This is a genomic window from Herbaspirillum sp. CAH-3 (assembly GCF_009668275.1).
In the GTDB taxonomy this organism is placed as follows: Bacteria; Pseudomonadota; Gammaproteobacteria; order Burkholderiales; family Burkholderiaceae_D; genus Herbaspirillum; species Herbaspirillum aquaticum.
Genome location: NZ_VSWE01000008.1, coordinates 192,799 through 209,441, shown reverse-complemented (window position 1 = coordinate 209,441; position 16,643 = coordinate 192,799). Strand labels below are relative to the sequence as shown.

Genomic DNA, 16,643 nt, shown 5'->3' with positions numbered 1-16,643 from the left:
GGACTGGCAACGGCAGAACTTCAATAACAAAGACAGAGGCGGGCAAGTTTTCATGAATCCAAACGCAGCAGCCAACGGGCAAGGCAGCCAACAGCGCATCGCCGTCATCGGCGCCGGCATTTCCGGGCTGGCCAGCGCCTACCTGCTGGCACGCAAGCACCAGGTGGTGCTGTTCGAGTCCGCGCCCACGCTGGGCGGCCATGCCAATACGGTGGACATCGCGCCGGAGGGCGTGCCGTTTCCGGTCGATACCGGTTTCCTGGTCTTCAACGACTGGACCTATCCCAACCTGATTGCGCTGTTCGAGGAACTGAAGGTCGAGACCTACGATACCGACATGTCTTTCGGGGTGTCGATGGATGAAGGCAGCTTCGAATGGGCCGGCACCAACCTCGATACCGTTTTCGCCCAGCGCAAGCGCTTGCTGCAACCCGCCTTCCTGGGGATGCTGCGCGACATCCTGCGTTTCAACCGTGCGGCCCATGCCAACCTGGCGGCCTGCGAGGGGCGCCCGATCAGCTTGCGCCATTTGCTGGAGGAGGGCGGCTATGGCGTCCTCTTCGGGGATGCCTACCTGATCCCGATGGCGGCGGCGATCTGGTCCAGTTCGCCCTCGGACATCCTCGATTTCCCGGCAGCGACCTTCCTGCGCTTCTGCATCAACCACGGCCTGCTGCAGGTCAACAACAGGCCGCGCTGGCGCACGGTGCGCGGCGGTTCGCGTGAGTACGTGCGCCGCATCGCCGCCACCCTCGACGATGTCCGCCTGGGCAGCCGCCTCACCAGTGTCACCCGCAATGAGCAGGGAGTGCTGGTGCGCAGCGGCGGCGCCGAGCCGCGCGAAGAACAGTTCGATGCCGTGGTCTTCGCCACCCACGCACCGCAGACCCTGGCCCTGCTGCAGGACGCCACCATCGAAGAACATCAGGTGCTCTCGGCCGTGCGTTACCAGGCCAATACCGCCTGGCTGCACAGCGATGTTTCGCTCATGCCGCACCTGGACAAGGTCTGGTCGGCCTGGAATTACCTCGGTTCGCGCCACAGCGACGGCAGCCGCGCCGTGTGCGTGAGCTATTGGCTCAACCGCCTGCAGGACTTGCCCTGCAAGACCGACATCGTCCTCACCTTGAATCCGCCGCAGCCGCCCAATCCGGCTACCGTGATGGGACGTTTCGACTACGAGCATCCGGTGTTTGACCAGCCCGCCATCGACGCCCAGCGCCGCCTGCCGGAGATCCAGGGCAAGCACCGTGCATGGTTCGCCGGTGCGTGGACCGGTTACGGTTTCCATGAAGACGGCCTGAAATCGGCCTTGCGTGTCATCCAGGACTTCGGCGTGACGCCGCATTGGGCCGCGCTATGAACACGTCGCCGACCGCCCGCACCGACGCGCCCGCGCTGTTGTTGAGCGGGCAGGTGATGCACCAGCGCCTGCGTCCGGTGCTGCACAAGTTCGTCTATCCGGTGTTCTGCGTGCGCCTCGATCTTGCGCGCCTCCACCAAGCCGGCAACGCCTGGTTCGGGGTGGATCGCCGCCGCCTGATGTGCGTGCGTACACGCGACTATGGTCCGCGCGATGGCAGCGACCTGGCTGCCTGGGTACGTGGCCACCTGCAACAGGCGGGCCTGCCGCATGACGGTGCCATCTGGCTGCAGACCTTTCCGCGCCTGTTCGGCTTCGTCTTCAATCCGGTCAGTTTCTTCCTGTGCCATGACGGCGCGGGCCAGTTGCGTGCGGTTCTGGCGGAGGTCAACAACACCTTTGGCGAAACCCAGCACTATTTGCTCTCGGCGCCGGATGAGGGCGCCATCGACGAGCACACGCGGCTGGTGTGCAACAAGCTGATGCACGTCTCGCCCTTCTGCGAAGTACGCGGTTTCTATCGTTTCCGCTTCCGCGACCAGGCACGGCGTGCGGAGGCTGGCGGCAACACCGCCTTCGTCGGCATCGATTATTACGACCACGGCCACCCGTCGGACGTCGCGCAGGGCTTGCAACCCCTGATGCGCACCTCGGTGGGCGGCCACCTGCATCCCCTGACCGCGGCCACGGCCTTCGGCGCGCTGTGTGCACAGCCGCTGCTGACCCTGGGCGTGGTCGCCCGTATCCACTGGCAGGCCTTGCTGTTGTGGCGCAAGCGCGTGCCCTGGTTCAGCAAGCCCGAGCGCGTCGCCGCCACAGGACCTTCTTCTGGAAAGGAAACCCTATCGTGAACAACAGCCCCGCACTGCAGACTACCGGCCGCCGTGCCGGCCCGATTTCGGCCCGCCTGTTCCTGGCGATGCTGGAACGCCTCAATCACGGCCATCTTGAACTGATCACGCCGCATGGCACCACGCTGACCTTCGGCGACCTGCGCCAGCCGCCCAGCGCGCAACTGCGCATCCTCGACTGGCGTGCCTGCGGTGCCATCCTGCGTGCCGGCGACATCGGCTTCGGTGAAGCCTACGGCAATGGCTGGGTGGAGACGCCCGACCTGGCCGCGCTGCTGCGCCTGGCCATGCGCAACCGCGCGATGCTCTCCAGCGCGGTCGAAGGCGGACGCCTGGCCTCGCTGTGGTATCGCCTGCGCCACCTGCTGCGTTCCAACACGCGCAGCGGCAGCCGCCGCAATATCCATGCGCACTACGACCTGGGCAACGATTTCTATCGCCTGTGGCTGGACCCGACGATGACCTATTCATCGGCCATCTTCACCGAACCCTGCCAGAGCCTGGCCTCGGCGCAGGCCGCCAAGTACCAGCGCATCGTCGACCAGCTCGGCCTGCGGGCCGGCGACCGCGTGCTGGAGATCGGCTGCGGCTGGGGCGGCTTTGCCGAACATGCGGCGCGCCTGGGCATCCGCGTGCATGGCGTGACGATCTCGCCGGCGCAACTGGCCTTCGGCCAGGAGCGAATGCGCCACCAGCAGCTCGATCATCTGGCCCATCTGGAACTGTGCGACTACCGCGATCTGGACGGGCAATACGATGCCATCGTGTCCATCGAGATGTTCGAAGCCGTCGGCGAGCGCTTCTGGCAAACGTATTTCGATACGGTCTCGGCGCGCCTGAAACCCGGTGGTCACGCCCTGATCCAGTCGATCACCATCGATGAAGCCGTGTTCGAACGCTATCGCGACAGTGCCGACTTCATTCGTGAATTCATTTTCCCCGGCGGCATGCTGCCCAGCCATGAGCGCTTCTCGCGCTGCGCCCAGCGTGCCGGGCTGGCCACGCGCGACCGTTTCCATTTCGGCCGTGATTACGCCGAAACCCTGCGCCGCTGGAATGACGCTTTCCTGGCCCAGCGCGAGACCATTGCCGCGCAAGGTTTCGATGAGCGCTTCCGCCGCCTGTGGCAGCTGTATTACGTGTTCTGCGAAGTGGGCTTCGATGAAGGCCAGACCGATGTCGTGCAATTCCTCTTGCACAAGGAGTGAGTCATGGATGCCAAACTGATGCGTACGGGCCTGCCCGCGCGCCTATGGAAGGGAATCACGCTGGCGCTGCTGGCGCTGGCACTGGGCGGCTGCGCCTCGCAGAAATTGTCGGACTACGCCAGCAAGACGCCGGTGTTCGATCCGGCGGTGTTCTTCAAGGGGCGCACCGAAGCCTGGGGCATGTTCCAGAAGCGCGGTGGCGAAGTGGCACGGCGCTTCCATGTGGTCGTGACCGGTACCGTGGAGGGCAATACGCTGACCCTGGACGAGCGATTCCGCTATGACGATGGCGAAACCCAGACGCGCGTCTGGACCCTGGTACGCCAGGGCGACAACAGCTGGCGCGGCCGTGCCGGCGATGTCATCGGCGAGGCCATCGGCCAGACCGCCGGCAATGCCTTGCACTGGAATTACACGCTGCTGCTGCCGGTCAATGACAAGCAATACGAAGTCCAGATGGATGACTGGATGTACCAGATGGATGAACGTACCCTCATCAACCGCACCAGCATGAGCAAGTTCGGTGTGGAAGTGGGCCAGGTCACGCTGTTCTTCCGCAAGGAGGGCGTATGAATACCCAGTCCAAGCCCCTGCCCAAGGAGGCCGCCGGCACCGCCGACGAGCGCGCCCCGATTTCTCGCCCGGCCGTGTTGTTTGGTCCGATGAACCAACCGGTCAGCGACCTGCGTGGCCTGCGCATCTGGCTGGTCGGTGCCTCCAGCGGCATCGGTGCCGAGCTGGCGCGCCAGGCGCTGCAGGCGGGTGCCCGCGTGGCCTTGTCGGCGCGCCGCGCCGATGTGCTGCAAGAGGTCGCAGCGGCCCACAAGAATGCCTTCATCGCACCACTGGATGTGCTCTGCCACGATGCCTGGCGCGACCAGCATGCCCGCATCGTGGAAGCCTTCGGCGGCATCGACCTGCTGGTGTTCTGTGCGGCCAAGTATCGCCCTGAACGCACCTGGGAAGTCCAGGAAGACGAAGCCGAACACACCTTGCGCACCAACGTTGCCAGCGTCTATTCGGCACTCGGTGCGGCGCTGCCCGACATGCTGGCGCGTGGCAGCGGCGGCATTGCGCTGGTGGCCAGCGTGGCCGGTTATGTGGGGCTGCCGGGGGCGACCGTGTATGGTCCCGGCAAGGCGGCGTTGATCAATCTTGCGGAAATTCTTTATAGCGATTTGCGGCCCAAGGGATTGAACGTGTACCTGATCAATCCGGGCTTCGTGAAGACCGACCTGACCGACAAGAACGACTTTCCCATGCCGGCCATCCAGACGCCGCAGCAGGCGGCCACCGCGATCTGGCGCGGGATCTCCGAAGGCCGCTTCGAGATCCACTTCCCGCGGCGCTTCACGGCTTGGTTGAAGATCCTGCGGCTGCTGCCGTTCCGGCTACGCTTCATGCTGTTCCAGCGCTTCATGCTGAGCTGACCATGCAGCATCTTGACCGCTTGCTGGACTGGTATGGCGCGCTGGACCCTGGCAGCCTGGAACGGATTGGTGAATTTTATTCACAAGAGGCCCTGTTCAAGGACCCCTTCAACGACATCAAAGGTCTGCGTTCCATCCGCGCCATCTTTGCGCACATGTTCGAGACCACCGAAGATCCGCGCTTCGTGATCCTGGAGCGCATGGGGCAGGGGCAGCAGGCCTTCGCTACCTGGCGTTTCGAGTTTCGTCTCAAGGGACGTTTCTACACGGTGCTCGGGGCCACGCATTTCCGCTTCGATGCAGCGGGGCTGGTCACCGAGCATCGCGATTACTGGGATGCGGCTGAAGAGCTGTGGCAGAAGTTGCCGGTCATTGGCGGGCCGGTGAAGTGGTTGCGGGGGAAGTTCAGGGCCACCCCCTACTGATCCGGTCGGACATCAATCAATCATCAATCGGTCGTGCTCGGCGTCCAGAATGCCTGCTTCACCGCCGGCAAGGCCAGCAAACGTTCCACCAAGGCATCGAGTTCATCGCCATCCACGGAGGTCGCTGCCAGGGTGGCTTCGATCTCGACTTCATCTTCCGTGAAGGGCCGCACATCCAGTCCATGCGTAGGATGGCGGCTCTGCTCCAGCATGTCGGTGACGGCGGTCAGCACGCGCTTCTGGTGTGCACTCTCCACGATCAAATGGATGGTGTTGGTCACTTCCACCGAAGGCACATCCAGCGGCTTGCGGTTGATGGTGTTGACCACCGGGCGCAGCAGGGTGTTGGCGGCCAGCACGAAGAGGGTGGCCAGGATCGCTTCCAGGATCAGGTCCGCCCCCGCCGCTGCTCCCACTGCGGCCGAGCCCCACAAGGTGGCGGCGGTATTGATGCCGCGCACGTTGCCTTCTTCGCGCATGATCGCGCCCGCGCCCAGGAAGCCCACGCCCGACACCACATAAGCCACCACATGCACCGCCCCTTCGTGACCACCCATGCGATTGGCCATGTCGACGAAGACCGCCGCGCCCAGGGCCACCAGCACATTGGTGCGCAGGCCGGCGGTACGTTGCCGGTACTGGCGCTCCAGCCCGATCAGGCCACCCAGGATGAAGGCGGCGGTCAGGCTGATGGAGGTATCGAGCAGGGATTCGAGATTGATGTTGGCGATGATTTGCATGGGACTTCCGCTACGTTCATGGGGCCGCACGAGGGCCGGGCTGCGCAATGGTGCGCGATGATGCCCCAGAAATGCAACAGGGACATGACAAATTCCGGATGAGCCTGGGGCTGTTCACATTCAATCGCACGCGCAGTTTGAACGTGAACAGGCCCTGATGCGCGTCTCATGCCCTGCACGCGGCATCGACACGCACTACAATCGCCAATCCCGCGCAGGACGTCATGATTTCCCGTGCGGCAAGATCACTTATCCACAAGGAGTTTCCATGAGCAGCAAAGTAGCCCTGATCACCGCCGCCGGCAGCGGCATGGGTGCCGCCGCCGCGCGCCGCCTGGCGGCCGATGGCTTCCAGGTCGGCATCCTGTCTTCCTCCGGCCGTGGCGAGGCGCTGGCCGCCGAGCTGGGCGGCATCGGCGTGACCGGCTCGAACCAGTCAGTGGAGGATCTGCAGAAGCTGGTCGACCAGGCCGTGGCCCGCTGGGGTCGCGTGGACGTGCTGGTCAACAGCGCCGGCCATGGTCCGCGTGCGCCCATCCTCGACATCACCGATGAAGACTGGCATCGCGGCATGGATACCTACCTGCTCAACGTCATCCGTCCCACGCGCCTGGTGACGCCGCTGATGCAGGCCCAGGGTGGCGGCTCCATCATCAACATCTCCTCGGCCTGGGCTTTCGAGCCCTCCGACATGTTCCCGACCTCAGCCGTATTTCGTGCCGGGCTGGCCGCGTTCACCAAGCTCTTCGCCGACAAGTACGCACCGGAAAACATCCGCATCAACAACGTCCTGCCAGGCTGGATCGACAGCCTGCCGCAGCGTGAGGAACGCCGCGCCGGCGTGCCCATGCAGCGCTATGGCACCAGCGAGGAAGTGGCCGCGACCATCGCCTTCCTCGCTTCCACCGGTGCGGGCTACATCACCGGACAGAACATCAAGGTCGATGGCGGACTGATGCGTTCGGTGTAATACAGCCAACCTGACCCCGTACGACGGCCCTGCCTTGCAGGGCCGTTTTGCTGCCGTGCAGTGTATTTCATTCTCCGAGCCTTTTTGCGCAAAAAAGTATCAGTCCTGCTTCGCTGGTGATGTAGAAGCCGCAGCCAGAGGGGCACTAAGATGCAGCACATGAAGAAAACTGACAACAGCGATTTGTCAGTTTCAATAAGGAAAATGCTCTCGATTGAGAGGAGACACGATGCAGCCCGACCTGGAACTGGTCCATATCCGCAAGGGCGAATCCTTTGCGGCATGGATGCACGGCTACCCCTTCCGTACCGTGCGCTGGCACTACCATCCGGAGTACGAGATCCACCTCGTGGTGGCGACTTCGGGACGTTTCTACGTCGGTGACCACATCGGCGACTTCGCGCCGGGCCAGCTGGTGATGACCGGCCCCAATCTTCCGCAGAACTGGATCTCCGACATCGGCCGCGATGAGGTGGTCCCCGTGCGCTCGCTGGTGATCCAGTTCCCCGAGCAGCTGGTGGATCAATGCGCCGCCAGCATTCCCGAGATGGAAGCCATCATGCCGCTGCTCGAACGCAGCCATCGCGGACTGCTGTTCGATGCCGCCACCAGCGACACGGTACGCCCGCTGATGCAGCGCCTGATCGACCAGCGCGGCCTGAAGCGGCTGGCCCTGTTCTGGGAAATCCTCGACGTGCTGGCCAATTCGCCCGAGCCGGAAGTGCTGGCCAGCCTCTCCTACAAGCTGGATCTGTCGGGCGTAAACAGCAGCGGTCTCAACCGCGCCATCGCCTACCTGCGCGAGCACCTCACCGATGACATCGGCGAACAGGACCTGGCCGACATGGTGGGGCAGAACCTGAGCACCTTCTCGCGCGCCTTCAAGCGCCACACCGGGACCACGCTGGTGCGCTACAAGAACCAGCTGCGCGTGGACCTGGCCTGCCTGGCGCTGCTCAACAACCCGGAAGCGCGCATCACCGACATCTGCTACGAGACCGGGTTTTCCAATCTCTCCAACTTCAACCGGCACTTCCAGAAGATCAAGGGCATGTCGCCTTCGGAGTTCCGCAATACCTTCGCCAGCAATGGCCTCTTTGCCGCGACCGGATAGCGTCGGTCGCATGCCGTAAATAATTTAAATCATTTAAAGCATTTAAATCATTTAAATCATTTCCTTGTCAGGGAAACCGCATTCAGGAAAGCCCCCGCTTTCCGGAACAGGACAGGTGTTGCCTGTCACTTCGCAACGAGCATGCCGGGCCATCCCGTCATCAAGCACACGACCAACAACAATGGAGACTGCAATGAAGAAAGCACTGACCGCACTGGCCCTGTCCACCGCCACGCTGGTGGCGTTCACCGCGCCGGCAGGCGCCCAGGAACTGTCCAAGCTCAAGATCGGCATGAGCTTCCAGGAAATGAACAACCCGTATTTCGTCTCGATGAAAAAGGCCCTGGATGATGCGGCCAAGTCCTTCGGTGCCAAGGTCATCGTCACCGATGCCGCCCACAACGTGGCCAAGCAAATCGCCGACATCGAAGACATGCTGCAGCAGAACATCGACATCCTGCTCATCAACCCGACCGACTCCGCTGGCGTGGAAGCGGCAGTGAAAGCGGCCAAGGCACGCAACGTGATCGTGGTGGCGGTCGATGCCAATGCCTCCGGTCCGGTGGACATGTTCGTCGGTTCCAAGAACAAGGACGCCGGTTACCAATCCTGCCGTGCGCTGGCCGATGCCATCGGCGGCAAGGGTGAAGTGGCGATCCTCGACGGCATCCCCGTGGTGCCCATCCTGCAGCGCGTGGAAGGCTGCAAGCAGGCCCTGGGCGAATACAAGGACATCAAGCTGGTGGCCACCCAGAACGGCCGCCAGGACCGCTCGGTGGCGCTGGGCGTGGTGGAGAACATGATCCAGTCGCGTCCCAACCTCAAGGGCATCTTCTCCGTCAATGACGGCGGTGCGATGGGCGCGCTGGCCGCCATCCAGGGCAGCGGCAAGGACATCAAGCTGACCTCGGTGGATGGTGCGCCGGAAGCCGTCAAGGCCATTGCCGATGGCGGCCCCTTCATCGAAACCACCGCGCAATTCCCGCGCGACCAGGTGCGCGTGGGCCTGGCCATGGCGCTGGCCAAGAAGTGGGGCGCACGCGTGGTGCCCAAGGAAGTGCCCATCGACGTCATGCCGGTGACCAAGAAGAACGCGGCCGGCTTCAGCTGGTAAGCCGCTGGCGCGGCAGCCCTGGGTTGCCGCGCCTTCCTTTCCCTTGATGGAGGCAGCCATGCTCCAACTGACTGGTATCAAGAAGAACTTCGGCCCGGTGACGGTGCTGCGCGGCGTGGACCTGCAGGTGCGCGCCGGTGAGGTGCACGCGCTGTTGGGCGAGAACGGCGCGGGCAAGTCCACCCTGATGAAGATCCTGTGCGGCATCGTCACGCCCGATGGCGGCGAAATCCGCATCGATGGGCAGGCCTGCCGTTTTGCCAGCTATCACGAGGCCATCGCCGCCGGTGTCGGTGTGGTGTTCCAGGAATTCTCGCTGATTCCTTACCTGGATGCGGTGGACAACATGTTCCTGGCACGCGAGCTGCGCAGCCCCTTCGGCCTGCTGCAGCGTGCGGCCATGAAGCGCCGCGCGGCGCAGATCATCGCGCAGCTGGGTGTGGAGATTCCGCTGGATGTGCCGGTGTGCAAGCTCTCGGTGGCGCAGCAGCAGTTCGTCGAGATTGCCAAGGCACTGGCGCTCGATGCCCGCCTGCTGGTGCTGGATGAGCCGACCGCGACCCTCACGCCCGGTGAGGTCGAGCACCTGTTCAAGGTGATGCGCGGCCTGCGTGAGCAGGGCGTGGCGATCATCTTCATCTCGCACCATCTGGAAGAAATCTTCGAGATCTGTGACCGCATCACCGTCCTGCGCGATGGCGCCTATATCGGCACCTGTGCCGTGAGTGAAGTGGACCAGTCGCGCCTGGTGGAGATGATGGTGGGGCGGCGCATCGAGAACTGCTTCCCGCCCAAGGCCGCGGCCGCTCCCGAAAGCGATGTGGTGCTGGAGGTGGAGGCCTTGCAGCTCAAGCGCAATGGCCCGGTATCGCGCTTCCGGTTGCGGCGCGGCGAGATCCTGGGCTTTGCCGGCCTGGTCGGCTCGGGCCGCACCGAGACCGTGCTGGCCATGCTGGGCGCGCATCCGGCGGTGCAATGCAAGCTCTCCATGCACGGTGTGCCGCTGCGCTTTGCCGATCCGGCGCAAGCCCTGCAAGCGGGGATCGGCCTGCTGCCGGAAAGCCGCAAGGAGCAGGGACTCATTACAAGCTTTCCGATCCTGCACAACATCTCGCTGAACAATTACGGCAAGTATCGCGCGGCGGGCCTGTTCCTGGATCGCCGCCGTGAAGCCGAAGCGACCCGCATCGCCATGCAGCGCGTACGCGCGAAGGCGCCTGATGCCCAGGCGCGGGTCGATACCCTGTCCGGCGGCAACCAGCAGAAGGTGGTGATCGCGCGCTGGATCAATCACAACATGCAGGTGCTGATCTTCGATGAACCGACACGCGGCATCGATGTGGGCGCCAAGGCCGAGATTTACCAGCTCATGCGCGAATTCACCGCGCAGGGCTATTCCATCATCATGATTTCTTCCGAGTTGCCGGAGGTGGTCGGCATGTCCGACCGGGTCTGCGTCTTCAAGGGCGGCGGCATCGTGGCCACCGTCGAAGGCGATGCCGTCACCGCCGAAGAGATCATGACCCATGCCACCACCGGGAGACTCCACCATGCAGCATGACGCAAATACCCTGGGCAACGCCCCCGTGCGTGCCTCTTCGCAGGCGCGCTGGCGCGCCCTGATCCATTCACCGCTGGCACTGCCGCTGGCCGGGCTGGTCGTGGTCTCGCTCCTGATGGGGCTGGCTTCGGACAACTTCTTCACCGTCTCCAACTGGCTCAACGTGCTGCGCCAGGTCTCCATCGTCGGCATCCTCGCTGTGGGCATGACTTTCGTCATCCTCACGGGCGGCATTGATCTGTCGGTGGGTGCGGCCATGGCATTGGCCGGTACCTTGTCGGCCGGGCTGATCGTCAACAGCGGCCTGCCTGCACCGCTGGCATTGCTGGCCGGGGTGGCGCTGGCGGTGGGCATCGGCCTGCTCAACGGCGCGCTGGTGGCGTGGGGGCGCATGCCGGCCATCATCGTCACGCTGGCCACCATGGGCGTGGCACGCGGGGTCGGGCTGATCTACTCGGGAGGCTATCCGATCTCGGGCCTGCCCGGCTGGATCTCGTGGTTCGGCGTGGGCCGCATCGGCATGATCCCGGTGCCGGTGATCCTGATGCTGGTGGTCTATGCACTGGCCTGGGTGCTGCTGCAGCGCACGCCCTTCGGTCGCCACGTCTATGCCATCGGCGGCAATGAGATGGCAGCGCGGTTGTCGGGCGTAAAGACCACGCGCATCAAGCTGGCGGTGTATGCGATTTCCGGTTTCACCTCGGGCCTGGCCGCCATCATCCTCACGGGCCGCCTGATGTCGGGCCAGCCCAATGCGGGCGTGGGCTTTGAACTCGATGCGATTGCCGCCGTGGTGCTCGGCGGCACCGCCATCGCCGGTGGACGCGGGCTGGTGGTCGGTACGCTCATTGGCGCGGTGCTGCTGGGCATCCTCAACAATGGCCTGAACCTGATGGGCATCAATCCCTACCTGCAGGACATCATTCGCGGCGTGATCATCCTGCTGGCGATCTATATCGCCCGGGAATGGCGCTGAGCATTTCCATTCCTTTTTTTCATACTCAATTTCATTCACAAGGAGACAGAACATGCCCCAATCTCTCGCAGGCAAGATCGCCGTCATCACCGGTGCCGCCTCCGGCATCGGCCTGGCCACCACCGAAAAGCTGCTGGCCAATGGCGTGACCGTGGTGATGGTGGACTGGAACGCCAAGGCCCTGGACGAACTGGCCGCACGGCTGGGTCCGCAAGCGATCCCGCAGGTGACCAACCTGCTGGACGCCGACAGCTGCGCGGCGATGGTGCCGGAGATCCTGGCCAAGGTCGACCACATCGACATCCTCTACTGCAATGCCGGTACCTACATCGGCGGCGAGCTGGTCGATACCACGCCCGAGGCCATCGACAAGATGCTCAACCTCAACGTCAATGCGGTGATGAAGAACGTGCATGCCGTGGCGCCGCACATGATCGCGCGCAAGACCGGCGACATCATCGTCACCTGCTCGGTGGCCGGGCATTTCCCGACTTACTGGGAGCCGGTCTATGCGGGTTCCAAATGGGCCATCACCTGCTTCGTGCAGACCATGCGACGCCAGATGATTCCCCATGGCGTGCGCGTCGGCCAGGTCTCGCCCGGCCCGGTGATCTCGGCACTGCTGGCCGACTGGCCGGAAGAGAACCTGCGCCTGGCCAAGGAATCGGGCAGCCTGATCGAGCCCTCGGAAGTGGCCGATGCGGTCGAGTACATGCTGACCCGCAACCGCAACGTGACCATCCGCGATATGCTCGTGCTCCCCACCAATTTCGATCGCGTGTGAGTCAGTCAACGCGGCAGGTGGCCCATTTCCAAACCAGCGAGGAATGATGGAGACCTATCTGATCGGCATCGATGTCGGTACCGGCTCGGCCCGGGCCGGCGTATTTGATCGCAGCGGCAAGCTGTGTGGCAGCGCCAAACATGACATCGATCTCTTCCGCGACGAGCGCCGCGCGCGCGTCGAACAATCCAGTGCCCAGATCTGGGACGCGGTATGCCACGCGGTGCGGGGTGCCGTTGCCAAGGCCGGCATTGATCCGCAGAGCGTCACCGGCATCGGCGTGGATGCCACCTGTTCGCTGGTCGTGCAAGGCGCGCCGGCCGGCGTGGGCGATGCCGACCATCCCGAGCGCGATGTGATCGTGTGGATGGATCACCGTGCGCTGGAGCAGGCGCAGCGCATCAATGCGGGCGGGCATGCGGTGCTGTCCTATGTGGGCGGCGTGATCTCGCCGGAGATGGAAACGCCCAAGCTGCTGTGGTTGAAGGAGCACTTGCCGGAGGTGTATTTCGGCGCTGCTCAGTTCTTCGATCTCACCGACTTCCTGACCTGGAAGGCGACGGGTTCGCTGCAGCGCTCGTCCTGTACCGTGACCTGCAAGTGGACTTATCTGGCGCATGAAGGACGCTGGGATGCCGATTACTTCCGCCGCATCGGCCTGGGCGATCTGGCCGAGGAAGGCTTCGCGCGCATTGGCCAGGAAGTGGTGTGGCCCGGTACCGCTTTGAATGGCGGCTTGTCGCCCGAGGCTGCGCAGCAATTGCAGTTGCGGCCCGGCATCGCGGTGGCGGCCGGACTGATCGATGCGCATGCGGGCGGCGTCGGCACGGTCGCTGCGCGCGGTGGTGCGGAGGATGCAGCAGCTTGCATGGCCTATGTGTTCGGTACATCTTCCTGCACCATGACCAGCAATGCCGAAGCCGTCTTCGTACCCGGGGTGTGGGGTCCGTATTACAACGCCATGGCGCCGGGCATGTGGCTCAACGAAGGCGGGCAGTCTGCGGCGGGCGCGGCCATCGATCATCTGCTCACACTGCATCCGGCCACGCCGCAAGCGCGCCAGCTGGCCGCCGCTGAAGGGATGGAACTGCCGCAGTGGCTGGCCGCGCGCGCGCTGGCTTCGGTGGCGCAACCGGCGCAGGCGGTGTGGCTGGCCGGACAGCTCAACGTGGTGCCGGAATTCCTCGGCAACCGTTCGCCGCTGGCCGATCCGCAGGCCCGTGCGGTGCTGCTGGGGCTGGGCATGGAGCACGACATCGACAGCCTGGTGGCGCTCTACGTGGCGGGACTGTGCAGCCTGGGCTACGGCCTGCGCCAGATCATCGAAGCGCAGGCGGCATGCGGGGTGCGCATCGCCAGCATTTCGGTCTCGGGCGGTGCCGGTACGCATCCGCTGACGCGCCAGTTGCTGGCTGATGCCACCGGCCTGCCGGTGGAAATCACCGCCTGCCCGGAGCCGGTACTGCTTGGATCGGCCATGCTGGCGGCGGTCGCGGCCGGCACGCATGCCGACCTGCAGACCGCGATGGCATCCATGTCCAGCGTGGCCGGGCGCAATGCGCCGACAGGGGAGGCCATCGGCCGCCTGCATGAGGTGCGTTATCAGGCCTTTCTCAAGAGCCAGCAACTGGCGCGCGAGGTACGCGACAGCCTGGCCCCGCTGTTGGCGGCGCAGTCCGCGCCCGCCGCAGCGTCTCACTGAATGGAGACAAGCAGATGGAATTTTCAGGAACATCGGTCATCATCACCGGCGCCGGCAAAGGCATAGGCCGCGCCTGTGCCAGGTTGATGGCGCAGCGCGGCGCCGAGGTGATCGCTTTGTCGCGCACGGCCAGCGACCTGGCGAGCTTGCGGGAGGAGATCGGCGGCCGTTCGGTACAGGTCGACCTGGCCGATCCGGCGGCCGCCCGGCGCGCCATGGCACAGGCCGGCACCGCGGACTTCCTCATCAACAGCGCCGGCATCAACGTGCTGCAATCCAGTACGGCAATGACCGATGAAGGCTATGAGGCCGTGCTGGGCGTCAACCTGCGCGCCGCGCTCATCACCTGCCAGGCCTTCGCCCTGGCCCGTATCGCGGCTGGTGGCGGCGGTGCCATCGTCAACATCACCTCCATTGCCGGCCATCGCGGCTTTGCCGAGCATCTCTGCTATGCCGCTTCCAAGGCCGGCCTGGAAGGCGCGACGCGGGTACTGGCCAAGGAACTGGGCGTGCATGGCATCCGCGTCAATGCGGTGGCGCCGACCATCACCCTGACCGAACTGGCCGAGGCAGCCTGGAGCGATCCGGCCAAGTCGGCCCCGATGATGGTGCGCCATCCCTTGCAGCGCTTCGCTTCTGCCGAGGACGTGGCGCGCAGCATCGCCATGCTGCTCTCAAGGGATGCGGCCATGCTCACGGGGGCGGTGGTGCCGGTGGACGGCGGCTTCCTGGCGGTCTAGCGATATCCGATATCCGTCATGGCCCTCGCCAGACGCGACAAGGGCGGCCCGAAGACCGCCCTGACGATGCTGCGCGCGGCATTCGCCGCGTAAATTTGACGAAACTTGACGGGGATCAGCGGCCGATCTGGTGACCGATCACGCCGCCCACGGCCGCGCCGCCAGCGGTACCGATGCCGCTGCCGCCGGTGAGGATGGCGCCGCCCACGGCACCTACCGTGGCGCCGATGGCAGTGTTCTTGTCGCGGGTGCTCATGTTGCTGCAGCCGGTCATGGCGGTGAGCGCAATGGCAGTGATGGAAATGGCAGCGATCTTGTGCAGTGTTTTCATGATTTTTTCCTGATCGAAAGTTGGGCTGGTTCCCGACGTTTTTTGAATGAGGGTCCGGCTCGCGCATGCTGCCCCAAGGAGGTCTTCATGCGGGAGCGGGTACGGCAATAGACCAGCTTGATCTCGAAAAGATTCGAGTTGCAACACGTTCTCTTACAGTTGTTACATACTTTGGCCTGCGCCGTACCAGCCCTTGGGAAAAGGGGCGGTGCGTCGACTATTTTTGACAATAAACAGACCAGAGAGACCTCATGAACCTGACCTCAAGCCTGCGCCGGGCGGCCCGCCTGTTGCTCACCTCTGCCAGCCTGCTGCTGGCTGCTGCGCCGCTTTACGCTGCCGAACCGGCCAAGCCGGTGGAAGGCAGCTGGGTGGCGCCGCGCTTCCAGTTCCATACCGGCCAGACCCTGGAGAACCTGCGCCTGCACTACGTCACCCTGGGCGAGCGCAGCAATCCGGCGGTGCTGGTGCTGCACGGCACCTACCAGAGCGCCGGTGCGATGCTGTCCAAGGACTTCGGCGGCCAGCTCTTTGGTCCCGGCCAGCCGCTGGATGCCAGCAAGTACTTCATCATCATTCCGGACGGCATCGGCGTGGGCAAGTCCACCAAGCCCTCCGACGGCCTGCGCGCGGCCTTCCCGCAATACAACTATGACGACATGGTGCTGGCGCAATACCGCATGCTGACCGAGGGCATGGGCATTTCGCACCTGCGCCTGATCATCGGCAATTCCATGGGCGGCATGCAGACCTGGATCTGGGGGGGTACCTATCCCGGCTTTGCCGATGGCCTGGTACCGATGGCCTCGCAGCCGACCGAAATGGCCAGCCGCAACTGGATGATGCGGCGCATGCTGGTCGAATCGATCAAGCAGGACCCGGCCTGGAACAACGGCAACTACACCACCCAGCCGCCCTCGCTGCGCCTGGCCAACAACATGTTCGTCTTTGCCACCAATGGCGGCACGCTGGCCTACCAGGCCATGGCCGGCACCCATGCCCAGGCCGACAAGCTGGTCGACGAGCGCCTGGCCGCACCGGTGACGGCAGATGCCAATGACTTCATCTACCAGTGGGGTTCCTCGGCCGACTACAACGCCGCGCCAGGTCTGCCAAAGATCAAGGTGCCGGTGCTGGCCATCAATTCCGCCGACGATGAACGCAATCCGCCCGAGACCGGCATCATGCAGGCCGCCTTGAAGGAAGTGCCGAGCGCACAGCTGCTGCTCATCCCGGCCAGCGCCGAGACGCGTGGCCATGGCACCACCGGCATGGCGCGCTTCTACGTGCGTGAGCTCACGCAGTTCATCCAGGGCCTGCCCGCTCGCTGAGTC

The 16,643-nt window shown here is 64.3% G+C and carries 17 protein-coding genes; 15 read left to right on the top strand and 2 right to left on the bottom strand.

The features are described from left to right. The first annotated feature begins 52 nt into the window (after window positions 1-52). The 6 genes from FYB76_RS12235 to FYB76_RS12210 are packed head-to-tail and all read left to right on the top strand — an operon-like array spanning window position 53 to window position 5,277. Complete coding sequence (locus tag FYB76_RS12235) at window positions 53-1,363, top strand: NAD(P)/FAD-dependent oxidoreductase (protein ID WP_154133812.1); 1,311 nt, start codon at window positions 53-55, stop codon at window positions 1,361-1,363. After that, a complete protein-coding gene (locus tag FYB76_RS12230) occupies window positions 1,360-2,214 on the top strand; it encodes a DUF1365 domain-containing protein (RefSeq protein WP_154133811.1) in 855 nt (284 codons plus the stop codon). Before FYB76_RS12235 ends, FYB76_RS12230 begins: the two co-directional genes overlap by 4 nt. Further along, window positions 2,211-3,422, top strand: coding sequence for a cyclopropane-fatty-acyl-phospholipid synthase family protein (locus FYB76_RS12225; RefSeq protein ID WP_088755331.1), 1,212 nt, complete (start codon window positions 2,211-2,213; stop codon window positions 3,420-3,422). The genes FYB76_RS12230 and FYB76_RS12225 overlap by 4 nt, the downstream gene beginning before the upstream one ends. 3 nt (window positions 3,423-3,425) lie before the next feature. Beyond that, complete coding sequence (locus tag FYB76_RS12220; RefSeq protein WP_154133810.1) at window positions 3,426-3,995, top strand: DUF3833 domain-containing protein; 570 nt, start codon at window positions 3,426-3,428, stop codon at window positions 3,993-3,995. Next, window positions 3,992-4,852, top strand: coding sequence for an SDR family NAD(P)-dependent oxidoreductase (locus FYB76_RS12215; protein ID WP_154133809.1), 861 nt, complete (start codon window positions 3,992-3,994; stop codon window positions 4,850-4,852). Before FYB76_RS12220 ends, FYB76_RS12215 begins: the two co-directional genes overlap by 4 nt. A gap of 2 nt (window positions 4,853-4,854) precedes the next feature. Continuing rightward, window positions 4,855-5,277 carry a nuclear transport factor 2 family protein gene (locus FYB76_RS12210; protein WP_154133808.1) on the top strand — a complete coding sequence of 141 codons (423 nt, stop codon included), beginning with the start codon at window positions 4,855-4,857 and terminating at the stop codon, window positions 5,275-5,277. 23 nt (window positions 5,278-5,300) lie between these two features. On the opposite strand, the gene FYB76_RS12205 is transcribed toward FYB76_RS12210, so the two are convergent. After that, window positions 5,301-6,017: an MgtC/SapB family protein gene (locus FYB76_RS12205; protein ID WP_154133807.1), complete on the bottom strand. Its 717-nt coding sequence runs from the start codon at window positions 6,015-6,017 to the stop codon at window positions 5,301-5,303. A gap of 268 nt (window positions 6,018-6,285) precedes the next feature. On the opposite strand from FYB76_RS12205, the gene FYB76_RS12200 reads away from it, so the two are divergent. The 8 genes from FYB76_RS12200 (at window position 6,286) to FYB76_RS12165 (ending at window position 14,978) form a co-directional block, all read left to right on the top strand. After that, complete coding sequence (locus tag FYB76_RS12200; protein WP_154133806.1) at window positions 6,286-6,987, top strand: SDR family oxidoreductase; 702 nt, start codon at window positions 6,286-6,288, stop codon at window positions 6,985-6,987. 229 nt (window positions 6,988-7,216) lie between these two features. After that, window positions 7,217-8,101: an AraC family transcriptional regulator gene (locus FYB76_RS12195; protein ID WP_034340275.1), complete on the top strand. Its 885-nt coding sequence runs from the start codon at window positions 7,217-7,219 to the stop codon at window positions 8,099-8,101. Between the two features lie 193 nt (window positions 8,102-8,294). Further along, window positions 8,295-9,215: an ABC transporter substrate-binding protein gene (locus FYB76_RS12190; RefSeq protein WP_088755325.1), complete on the top strand. Its 921-nt coding sequence runs from the start codon at window positions 8,295-8,297 to the stop codon at window positions 9,213-9,215. Window positions 9,216-9,273: 58 nt separating this feature from the next. After that, window positions 9,274-10,776 (top strand): sugar ABC transporter ATP-binding protein, encoded by a 1,503-nt coding sequence (locus FYB76_RS12185; protein ID WP_154133805.1) that lies wholly within the window; start codon window positions 9,274-9,276, stop codon window positions 10,774-10,776. After that, window positions 10,766-11,752 carry an ABC transporter permease gene (locus FYB76_RS12180; RefSeq protein ID WP_206601748.1) on the top strand — a complete coding sequence of 329 codons (987 nt, stop codon included), beginning with the start codon at window positions 10,766-10,768 and terminating at the stop codon, window positions 11,750-11,752. Before FYB76_RS12185 ends, FYB76_RS12180 begins: the two co-directional genes overlap by 11 nt. 52 nt (window positions 11,753-11,804) lie before the next feature. After that, window positions 11,805-12,536 carry an SDR family oxidoreductase gene (locus FYB76_RS12175; RefSeq protein WP_154133804.1) on the top strand — a complete coding sequence of 244 codons (732 nt, stop codon included), beginning with the start codon at window positions 11,805-11,807 and terminating at the stop codon, window positions 12,534-12,536. A 46-nt stretch (window positions 12,537-12,582) separates the two neighbouring features. Further along, a complete protein-coding gene (locus tag FYB76_RS12170; RefSeq protein ID WP_154133857.1) occupies window positions 12,583-14,238 on the top strand; it encodes an FGGY-family carbohydrate kinase in 1,656 nt (551 codons plus the stop codon). Between the two features lie 14 nt (window positions 14,239-14,252). Beyond that, entirely contained in the window at window positions 14,253-14,978 is a 726-nt protein-coding gene (locus FYB76_RS12165; RefSeq protein ID WP_154133803.1) for an SDR family oxidoreductase, read from the top strand. Between the two features lie 115 nt (window positions 14,979-15,093). Here the strand turns inward: FYB76_RS12165 and FYB76_RS12160 are convergent, their stop codons facing one another. Next, the gene (locus FYB76_RS12160; RefSeq protein ID WP_088755320.1) at window positions 15,094-15,309 is read right to left on the bottom strand and encodes a glycine zipper 2TM domain-containing protein; all 216 of its coding nucleotides are present in this window, start codon (window positions 15,307-15,309) and stop codon (window positions 15,094-15,096) included. Window positions 15,310-15,560: 251 nt separating this feature from the next. Here FYB76_RS12160 and FYB76_RS12155 point away from each other — a divergent pair, with 251 nt between their 5' ends. Next, window positions 15,561-16,640: an alpha/beta fold hydrolase gene (locus FYB76_RS12155; RefSeq protein ID WP_154133802.1), complete on the top strand. Its 1,080-nt coding sequence runs from the start codon at window positions 15,561-15,563 to the stop codon at window positions 16,638-16,640. Window positions 16,641-16,643: the final 3 nt, after the last annotated feature.